We start from the raw sequence: 10,490 nt of genomic DNA, 5'->3' as shown, positions 1-10,490 counted from the left end.
GCCCACAGGCGCTCCTCGGTGGCGGCATCCAAGGCACTCGAGGGCTCGTCGAGCACGAGCACCGGTGCGCCCACGACCCGGGCCCGGTACAGCGCGCGGGCGACGGCGACGCGCTGCGCCTCGCCGCCCGAGAGGCCGGAGCCACCGGCGCCCAGAACTGTGGCGGGATTGATGCCCTCGGCTCCGACGTCGGCCAAGGCGGCGGCGATCGCGTCCGCATCGGCATCGGAGCCGAGAGCGACGTTCTCGGCCACCGTGCCCGAGACGAGCCCCGGCCGCTGCCCGGCCCACGCCACCGACGAGCGCGCGTGCGGCACGGATACCCCGTCGACGCGGATCTCGCCGTCGTGCATGGCGTAGCCGAGCACGGCTGCGATCAACGATGACTTCCCCACGCCGCTCGGCCCCGTCACGAGCACGACCTCGCCGGGACCGACCGACAGCGACACCCGCGGCAGGACGGTTCCCTCTCGGTCGACTTTCACCCCGTGGAGCTCCAGCGTCGATCCGGGCGCCGAGTCCGCGGCATCCGGGGTCGGGGCCACCTGCGCGGCGTCGAGCGCGTCGAAGATCTCCTCTGTCGCGGCAACCCCCTCCGAGGCCGCGTGGAACTGCACGCCCACCTGACGCAGCGGCAGGTACGCCTCAGGCGCCAGCAGCAGCACGAAGAGCCCGACGAGCAGCGAGAGATCCCCCGCGAGGAGGCGGAAGCCGATGGTCACGGCGATGATGGCGACCGAGATGGATGCCAGGAACTCCAGCGCGAACCCGGAGAGGAACGACACGCGCAGCACCGTCATCGTCTCGCGCTTGTAGTCGCGCGTGATCGTCTCGATCGAGTCGGCGGCCCGGTGCTGACGGCCGAACGCCTTCAATGTGCCGAGGCCCTCGACGGTGTCGGCGAAGCGCGCCGCAAGGCGGCCGAGCGTGCGGTACTGCCGCTGCTGGACGCCGCGGGTGGCGAGACCGATCAGCACCATGAAGAGCGGGATCAGCGGGATCGTCAAGGCGACGGTGAGACCCGAGAGCGGATCGGCCAGGGCGATCGCGCCGATCAGCACGGGCATGGTGATCGCGGTGGCGGCCAATTGCGGCAGGTATCGGCCGAAGTACGCGTCCAGCGCCTCGAGGCCGTGCCCCGCGGTCAGCGAGAGCGAGGCCGTGTTCCGCCGCGCGAGCCATCCGGGGCCGAGTCCACCGACCGCCGAGACGAGCGCCGCACGCAGCTGCAGCGATGCCGCCGCGGCTCCCCGCGCCGACACACGCTCAGAGGCCGCGATCAACAGACCTCGGACCACGACGAGGGATGCCGCGACCCCGACGTGACCCCAGAGCTCCTCGAGCGGCCGGCCCTCGATCGCCCCGACCAGCGCGCTCGTGAGCGTCCACGCGAACCCGATGACGACGCCGGTCTGGGCGAACACGATGGCCGCGGTCACCGCAAAGAAGCCGCGGGAGGCGGTGGCGTAGCGGAGGAGCCGCGGGTCGACGGGTTTCACGGATAGCGTCCTCAGTGCGCGACGAGCGCGGCCTTCTCGATGCGGGCGCGGGTAACGCGCTTACGGAACACCCAGTACGTCCAGCCCTGGTAGGCCAGGATCAGCGGCAGGAAGATCAGGGCCGCCCAGCTCATGATCGTCAGTGTGTAGTCGGTGCTCGAGGCGTTGTCGATCGTGAGGCTGGATCCCTCAGCCAGGGTCGAGGGCATGACGTTCGGGAACAGGGCGAAGAACAGGGCGGCGACGGCCGCGACGATGGTCACCGCGCCCAGGGCGAAGGCGGTGCCCTCGCGGTCGCGGCTGTTGGCCACCCACGAACCGATGAGGGTGAGCGCCGCCACTCCCGAGAGTCCCACCAACCCGAGGAACAGCGGAGCGTCGACGGCATTCGCGACGGTCCACGCGAGGAACAGCGCCGCAAGGGCGATGGTCACGAGACCCGCGCGTCCCGCGAGGCGGCGTGCGTCGGCCCGCACCTGTCCGTCGGTCTTCAACGCGACGAAGTAGAGCCCGTGCAGGAAGAACAGCGTCAGTGTCGTCAGTCCGCCCAGGATGCCGTACGGGTTCAGCAGCGTCAGCACGGTGCCGACGTACTCGTGGTCGGCATCCAGGGGCACGCCCTGCACGATGTTCGCGAAGGCGACGCCCCAGAGGAACGCCGGTGCCGCCGACCCGAAGAAGATCATGCGGTCGAATGAGCGTTTCCAGCGAAGCGAGTCGCGCTGATGCCGATACTCGAACGACACGCCCCGGGCGATGAGCGCGAGCAGGATCACCAGCAGCGGCAAGTAGAAGCCGCTGAAGAGCGTCGCGTACCACTCGGGGAACGAGGCGAACAGGGCGGCGCCCGCGACGATGACCCACGTCTCGTTGAGGTCCCACACGGGGCCGATCGTGTTGATGATCTGCCGGCGGGCGATGTCGTCCTTCCCGAGGAAGGGGATCGACATGCCTACGCCGAAGTCGAAGCCGTCCAGCACGAAGTAGCCGACGAAGAGGAAGGCGACGATCCAGAACCAGAGGTACGCGAGATCCATGATGAGCTCCTAGTAGACCGTGGTCGGGGTGTTCTCGATGGAGTCGTCGCGCACGGCATCCGGGTCGGGCAGGGGGTCGGGGCCCTTCTGCGCGTACTTCTTGATGAGCCCGAACTCCACGACGGCGAGGCTGGCGTACACGAGGGTGAACGCCACCAGCGAGATGAGCACGCTCCAGCCGGGGACGCTGGGCGAGACGCCGTCTTCGGTGAGCATGAGACCGAAGACGATCCAGGGCTGACGGCCCATCTCGGTGAACACCCAGCCGACGAGGCTCGCGAGCATCGGCAGGGGAGCGGCCCAGATGGCCACGCGCCACATCCACGGCGCGACGGGGCGGGTCGCCTTCTTGCGCGTGACCCACAGGCCTGCGACGCACACCAGCGCGGCCATGCCGCCGAGCGCGATCATCCACCGGAACGCCCAGTACGTGACCCACAGCACAGGGGCGAAGTTGCCGTCGACCTGATCGGCGAACTGCGGGAACAGCTGCTGGCTGTAGAGCGTGTTGAGGTCGTTGATCCCCTCCACGCACCCGTCGAGCGAGTGGGTCGACAGCAGGCTCAGCAGGAACGGCACCCGGATCGAGAACAGTTCGCTCGTGCCGTCGGGGGTTCCGAGCGTGAAGATCGAGAACGAGGCATCCGCTCCGCAGACGGTGTTGAAGGTCGCCTCGGCCGCGGCCATCTTCATGGGTTGTGTGGCCACCATGACCAGGCTCAGCTGGTCGCCGACGATCGCGACGAGCACGAACGACACCACCGTCGACCACAGGCCGAAGCGCAGGGTCTTGCGTATCATGTCGGTGTTGCGTCCGCGTGAGAGGTGCCAGGCCGAGATGGCGACGACGATCATGGCGGCGAACATCCAGCCCGCGAAGATCGTGTGCGGGAAGGCGGCGAGGGCGACGGGGTTGGTGAGAAGGGCCCAGAAGTCGACGAGTTCGGCGCGGTGACCCTCGGCCGACATCTGGTAGCCGACCGGGTTCTGCATGAAGGCGTTGGCGGCGATGATGAAGTACGCCGAGAGGGTGGCGCCGATCGACGCCATCCAAATGCTCGCGAGGTGGGCGAGGCGGGGGAGCTTGTCCCACCCGAAGATCCACAGGCCGATGAAGGTCGCTTCGAGGAAGAACGCGAGCAGTCCCTCGAAGGCGAGCGGGGCGCCGAAGACGTCGCCGACGAAGCGTGAGTACGCCGACCAGTTCATGCCGAACTGGAACTCCTGCACGATGCCGGTGACCACGCCCATGGCGAAGTTGATCAGGAAGATCTTTCCGAAGAAGCGTGTGATGTGCAGCCACCGGACGTCTCCCGTGCGGTACCAGACGGTCTGGAAGACGGCCACGATCAGCGACATGCCGAGCGTCAGGGGCACGAACAGGAAGTGGTACAGCGTCGTCAACCCGAACTGCCAGCGGGCGAGGGCGAGGGGGTCGAGCCACTCCATCGGGAGCCTCCGATCAAACCGGATTGTGTGGTCAGACCACATGGTACGCCGGGGCTCTCCGGCGCGTCGGGTGATCCCTCGGCGTCGAACGATATACTCGGCAAGCCATTTCCAACCCGTCGGGAGGCACCCGTGTCCGTCCGTCAGAGCCTGCTAGCGATCCTCGATCGCGGCGCCTGCTACGGCTCTCAGCTGCGCGCCGAGTACGAGCGGCGCACGGGCGCGCGAGTCAACGTCGGGCAGGTGTACACGACGCTCGAGCGACTCGAGCGCGACGGCTTGGTGACCGGTGCCGGCGTCGACGACGAGGCGCGCGTGCTGTGGGAGCCGACAGAAGCCGGGCGCGTCGAGGCCCGCGCGTGGCTGTCCACCGCATCGCTGGCCGAGGGACGCGACGACGTCGCGCTGAAGATCGCCCTGGCGGTGACGCTGCCGGATGCCGACATCGGCGGCATCCTGTCCACCCAGCGCGCGGCCGTTCGTGCGGCCCTGGCCGAGTCCGAGACCGAAGACCCGGATGCCGTGCCCGCGGCGATCGTTCGTGCGGCCCGGCGCGCGCGGCTCGACGCCGACCTGCGATGGCTCGACGAGGTCGCGGCGCTCACGGCCGGAGCGACCCCGTTCGAGCTGTCCGAGGACCGTCCCCGTCGCGGTAGGCCCGCCCGTTCCGTCGGCTAAATCCCGCTCGCGACGATGAGCAACCTGGCGCCGGCCGCTCCGGTGGTGCCGTCGTGCGGGTTGAGCGCGATCGATCGTGACGGCCTCCGCGTCTTCACCTGCGCGCTGCCGACGACGGACCCGGCGGCGGTCGTCTGACGCGAGCGGTGCGGGGATCCGGATGAGTCGCGGGTGAATTCGGCTGGCGCGATCCGCGTGCTTCCGGGGGGATCGGCGATTCCTGGAGGGATGCTATGCGCACGATCAGCGTTGCCTGAACTCAGGCGACGTCGACCGCCACGCTGGCGGCCTTCCGGGGGTTGCCCGTGCCTTCTCTTCCTCGTCTCTCGCTCGTGTCGATCGTTGCGACGATCGCACTCCTCATCGGGGTGGGCGCGCCGGCAGACGCCGCGCGCGCGGCGACACCGTCGGTCGTTACCCCGGTCGCCACCGCCGAGGACGCCCCGGCGCTCCCGTCCACCGACGAACCCGACGCGCAGCCGGAGCTTCCCGAGGGGGCGTTCGACATTCCCTCCCCGGTCGACGAGACCGTCGAAGCCCCGCAGCCCGTGGCACCGGTGACGCCCCCCGAGAGAACGTCTGCCGTCGCCCAGTGGGAGAAGCGCTCCGTCCCGACGTCCGGCATGGAGGTCGTCGCCGAGTCCGAGAGTTCTGCCCAGTACCGCAGTCCATCGGGGGGAACCGTTACGCACCTGACGACGGATCCCACCCGCGCACGCGATCACGATGGCGACTGGGTCGATGTGAACACGTCGGTGTCCCGCCGCGGGGATGAGTGGACGGTCACCGATCACCCCCTTGCACCGGTGTTCCGCGGGGGGAGCGACGAGGCCCCCGCCGTGACCGTGTCTCGCGACGGTCACGACGTGTCGTTTTCGCTCGTCGGTGCCGAGCCGGGTGATGTGTCGGCGCCGTTCTGGTGGTGGGATGACTGGGAGCAACTCACCTACCGTGATGTCTCGGGCAGCGCTGACCTGGAGTACCGCGTCGAGCCGGGTGGCGTGAAGGAGTCCCTGGTGCTGGATGCCGCTCCCGAACGGCGGGTGTCTTGGACGTGGCGCATCGAGGCGGGGTCGCTTACGCCGGCGCTCGGGGATGCGGATTCCGTCACCTTCACGGACGAGGCTGGTGCGGCCGTGTTGATGATCCCGACACCGGTCGCGATCGATTCGAGCGGAGTCGAGGGTGAGTCCGCAGACGCGGAGGTAGCGCTGCGAGTCAGCCTGTGGAAGGCGGCCGACGGATCATGGCGCTACAGTCTGCGCGCCGATCGCGACTGGCTGCATGACGCCGCCCGGGTGTATCCGGTGCGCATCGATCCGACGTTCATGAGTCCCAACGGGAGTACGGCGTACAAGTCGGACGGTGCGGTCCGGTCGGGGCTGACGTACGTCGGAAACACCCGGGAGAGCAGCGGCGATCGCTATTGGCGTTCCGTCGTGACCTTTGACTACGGCTCCGTCCCCGGGCGGTTCATCGCGGGCGCGCAGATCGGTGTGGGGTACGACGGGTACGGCACCACCTCGCGGCAGACGGGGTGGGTGCAGCACGCGAGCGGGTTCGGCTACAACGGGACGGGTCCCCACCTCGGCAACTACACGATCGACAGCGGGTGGGCCGATACGGAACGCGAGGGCGTCGCCGCCAGGCTTGCGAGCCAACTTCGCACCGGCGACCGACCCGCGTTCCTGATCGGTGGGTGGGAAGGGCCCTCTTACTCCTTCAAGCGCGTCCAGACGGACATGTGGATCGAGTCGTGGGACTACCCCTCGGTCTGGGGCGGCATCCCCTCGAACGGCGCAAGAGGCGTGTCGCTGGCGCCACACTTCGCACTGGGGGCTACCAATCCGGGAGGCCGTTCTCAGCTATACGCGATCGAGGTTGCGACCGACGCGAACATGACGAATCTCGTGGCCAAACGCGACTGGAGTAGCAGTGGTCAGTACGACATGCCCACCGGCATCCTCCGAGCGGCCACCACCTACTACTGGCGAGCCTCGCTGGTCGATGACCTCGACACCCTCTGGGGACAGTCGACCTACCGTCAGTCGCCGGTCTACAGCTTCACGACGAACGTCGTGCCGCTTCCGGATGCCGGGACGGCGGTGCCCGGGAGCGCGGTGACCGAGACGCCTGCCACCGTCACGACGCTGACGCCCACACTGCAGGTGAGTGCCGTCGCCGACACCGACGGCACCGGCGGCACGATGACCTACAAGTTCAAGATCGCCACGGGGCAGGACGCCCGTTCCGGCGCTGTCGTCACCTCGGGGTGGATCACGGCGGCGAACGGCATGGCGGCGTGGACGGTACCCGCGGGCACCTTGCAAGACGGCGGCGTCTACTCCTGGACCGTCACGACCAATGACGGTCAGGATACGAACACCGAGAACGGTTGGGTCCGCCGCCTTCGCACCGACCTTCGTCTCGGGTCATCGGGACCCTCGCCCTACGACACCGCGGGACCGGTGACCACGAACTTAGCCAACGGCAACGTGAACGTTTCGTTCGCCTCGCCGACGGTGACGACGCTGGGCGGGGCGATGGGTATGTCGTTCACCTACAACTCGCAGGAGGTCGCGGGGGCGAATCGGGGGCTGACGGGGGAGTACTTCGATGCTCGTGTCGCGGGAGCGGCTCCCACTTCTCCGAGCGGGTACACGTTCGAGAACAAGACGGCGGCGATGGTGCGCACCGATCCGGCGGTGTCTTTCCGTTGGGGGATTGCTGCACCCGCTGACGCTTTGCCCACGGACCATTTCCTCGCGCGCTGGTCGGGGTTCGTCACGTTCCCTGCGAGCCTTGTCGGTCGTCAGGTGCGATTCGGAGCGACGCATGATGACGGCATCCGGGTCATCTACGACGGACAGAAGCTGTTCGAGAAGTGGCAGGGAGGGGGGTGGACGACCGCCGCGGCGACGACCCTGACGGCCGGTGGTGGCGCCCGACCGATTCAGGTCGAGTACTACGAGGAGACCGGTGAGGCGTACGTCGACCTGTGGGTCGAGTACACGCCAGACGGCGCATCGTCCCCGACGAGAGTGAGTATCCCGCCGGATTGGTTCACCAAACGCGTGGCGACGCTCCCGCAGGGCTGGGGTGCTTCGGTGCCGTTGTCGGGAACGGCCGCGACGTGGGTTTCCGCGCAGGTGACCGACGCCTCCGTCGTCCTCACCGATACCACCGGCACGGCGCACACGTACACGAAGGTCGCGACCGGCGGCTACACGGCCCCGAGTGGTGAATACGGGGTGCTGTCCCTGGACGGCAACGGGTGGGTGGTCTTCACTGATGAGGACGGGACGGTGTATCACTTCAGCAAGGAGGGGCGGGTGGCATCCGCGACCCCACCCGAAGATGTCCGCAAGGCTGCCGCTCCGCAGAGCATTCTGAACGCGAACGGGGTGACCACCGAGGTCGTCGATCCTGTGTCCCAGAGCGGCGACCAGTACGCGCGCAAAGTCGTCTTCGGGTATCAGAACGGGGACCGCGCGTCGTGCTCTGAGCGATCGGGTGCGGGCTACGCGAAGGCGCCGGTCGACATGCTGTGCCGCATCTCGTACCCCGACGGGTCGGAGTCGCGGCTGTTCTACAACGTCGACGGGCAGCTCGCGGCGATCCTCGACCCGGGCGACGAGCTCACGCTCTTCGGCTACGACAGTGCCGGCGGTTTGCTGACACAGATCCGGGATGCAACGGCCAACGACAGCATCCCCGTTCCCGTCACCGACTCCGGCGACGATCCGGCATCGACGCGCATCGCGTACGAGGGTGCGCGCGCGAAGACGATCACGCTCCCGGCGCCCGACGGGGTGACACAAGCCGAGCGCCCCTCGCGCACGTACGCCTATCTCGACGGCAAGACGACGGTTTCCATCGCGGGGCTCGAGGGCGTCTCGCAGACTGTCTCGTACGACGGGGCGTGGCGTTCGACGTCGTCGACGAGCGCGCTCGGGGTGACGAGCTCGCAGCAATGGCATCCGTCGAAGGATCTGGTGCTGTCGGCGATCGATACGGCAGGTCTGACGTCCACGCGGGTGTACGACGCCCTCGATCGCCCGGTCGAGGCGTACGCCCCCGCCCCCGCGGGGTGCTTCACATCCGACCGGCGCCCCGTGCGCGACGCGAGTGTGGCGTTCGCCTGCGGCGTCACACCGGCGAAATCGAGCACCGTGTACGACGAGGGCTTCCACGGACTTCAGGTCGCCTACTACACCAAGACGCGAAAATTATCGGGTAAGCCCGAGGCGTACGCGCTGGGTGTGGGCGGTGCTGACGGGGCCTTCGAAAAGGACTGGGGAGGGGGGTCGCCCGTTCCCGGCATCGTCTCCAGCGACGAGTTCTCCCTCCGTGCCACGGGACTCATCACCTTCCCCATCGCGGGCTCGTACCAGCTGCGCACGATGAGCGACGACGGCACCCGGGTCTGGCTCGACGATGTGCTGCTTATAGATCGGTGGGTCGACCAGGGGCCAACTCCGGCCGACAGCTACGCGTTCGAGGCGCGCGCCGGCGAGGTGCGACGCCTTCGCATCGAGTACTACGAGAACCTCGGTGGCGCACGCGTCGATCTGCAGTGGAAGCTCCCCGGAACGGGCGACTTCCAGGTTGTCCCCGGTGCCCAGCTGAGGCCCGACTACGGTCTGGTCACCCGTTCCACGGTCGAGGATTCAACCAGGGTCCTGGGCGCTTCGGCTCCCTCCATGGTGTCGGAGAAGACATACTCGGACCCAATCGTCGGGCAGGTGTCGGCCGTGACCGTCGACCCGGGCGGTCTGGCGCTGAAGAGCACGGCGACCTTCGAGCAGCTGAAGGGGCCCGGGTGGCTCCGGCAGAAGTCGAAGGCGCTGCCCGCCGCGGCGGCATCCGGTTCGATCACGGATGTCAAGAGCACCACACGCGCGTACTACGGCGACGCGGAGCAGCTGGAGGAAGACACGTGCGGGGTGCCGGCCGGCACACGTCAGTTCGGGATGCTGAAGACGTCGACAGGACCGACGCCCGAAAGCGGACCGGCGATCGTCACGTCATATGTCTATGACGTGATGGGTCGCCCCGCGGGCACCCGGGTCACCGGCGACGAGGGGTGGTCCTGCACGACGGTCGACGCGCGTGGCCGCACCGTCAGGGAGGTCTCGGTCGGAGGCGCGGGAGTGGCGACCGACACGGTGACCACCACGTACACGACGACTCCCACGGGACTCTCGGTCACGGTGACCGGAACCCCTGTGCCGGGGTCGCTGACGTCGGCAACGACGACGAAGACCGACCTGCTGGGTCGGGTCGAGTCGTACACCGACGTGTGGGGTGTCGTCACGACGCCGGTTTACGAACCACTCACCGGTCGTGTCCTGCGGGTGACGACCGCCGGCCCCGGCGTGCCGTCGTCGACGACGGCTTTCGCGTACGACCGTGACGGCAAGACGACCACGGTGACGTTCGACGGGCAGGTCTACGCGGCATCGACGTTCGATGCGCAGCAGCGGATTGCCCAGGTGTCGTATCTGGGTGGGTCGGCGTTGGCCCCGACGTGGGACGACCGGCGCGGCACGATCAGGGCGCAGACGTGGTCTTTCCCATCGGCGGCGTCGATCACCGATGAGCTTTCACGGTCGGATGCGGGGCGGATCGTGCGCGAACGCGTCCGGCAGGGTGACCGGTCGTTCGACTCGAGGTACGGGTATGACGCGGCGGGGCGGTTGGTGTCGGCGAAGATCCCGGGCCATGAATTGTCGTACGAGTTCGCGTCCTCTGGGGGATGCGGTCCGAATTCGGCGGCCGGAGCGTCGGGGAACCGCACGCGATACGTCGATGCGTACACGGCCCC

General features: G+C 68.3%; 6 protein-coding genes. 3 read left to right on the top strand and 3 right to left on the bottom strand.

The window, feature by feature from the left end; genetic code table 11:
• The 3 genes from cydD to RWP81_RS09610 form a co-directional block, all read right to left on the bottom strand.
• Positions 1-1,499: thiol reductant ABC exporter subunit CydD (cydD, locus tag RWP81_RS09620; RefSeq protein ID WP_314455406.1), on the bottom strand; the 1,499-nt coding region annotated here is incomplete at its 3' end.
• An 11-nt stretch (positions 1,500-1,510) separates the two neighbouring features.
• Positions 1,511-2,536 carry a cytochrome d ubiquinol oxidase subunit II gene (gene cydB / locus RWP81_RS09615; protein WP_314455403.1) on the bottom strand — a complete coding sequence of 342 codons (1,026 nt, stop codon included), beginning with the start codon at positions 2,534-2,536 and terminating at the stop codon, positions 1,511-1,513.
• A gap of 9 nt (positions 2,537-2,545) precedes the next feature.
• Positions 2,546-3,985, bottom strand: a complete 1,440-nt coding sequence (locus RWP81_RS09610; RefSeq protein WP_314455400.1) for a cytochrome ubiquinol oxidase subunit I — start codon at positions 3,983-3,985, stop codon at positions 2,546-2,548.
• A gap of 132 nt (positions 3,986-4,117) precedes the next feature.
• On the opposite strand from RWP81_RS09610, the gene RWP81_RS09605 reads away from it, so the two are divergent.
• The 3 genes from RWP81_RS09605 to RWP81_RS09595 form a co-directional block, all read left to right on the top strand.
• Positions 4,118-4,663 (top strand): helix-turn-helix transcriptional regulator, encoded by a 546-nt coding sequence (locus RWP81_RS09605; protein ID WP_314455397.1) that lies wholly within the window; start codon positions 4,118-4,120, stop codon positions 4,661-4,663.
• A 15-nt stretch (positions 4,664-4,678) separates the two neighbouring features.
• Positions 4,679-4,801 carry a hypothetical protein gene (locus RWP81_RS09600; protein WP_314455394.1) on the top strand — a complete coding sequence of 41 codons (123 nt, stop codon included), beginning with the start codon at positions 4,679-4,681 and terminating at the stop codon, positions 4,799-4,801.
• A gap of 167 nt (positions 4,802-4,968) precedes the next feature.
• The coding region (locus tag RWP81_RS09595; protein WP_314455390.1) for a PA14 domain-containing protein at positions 4,969-10,490 on the top strand (5,522 nt) is incomplete at its 3' end.

Source organism: uncultured Microbacterium sp., from assembly GCF_963521695.1.
Taxonomy (GTDB): Bacteria; Actinomycetota; Actinomycetes; order Actinomycetales; family Microbacteriaceae; genus Microbacterium.
This window is presented reverse-complemented; position numbering and strand designations above follow the sequence as displayed.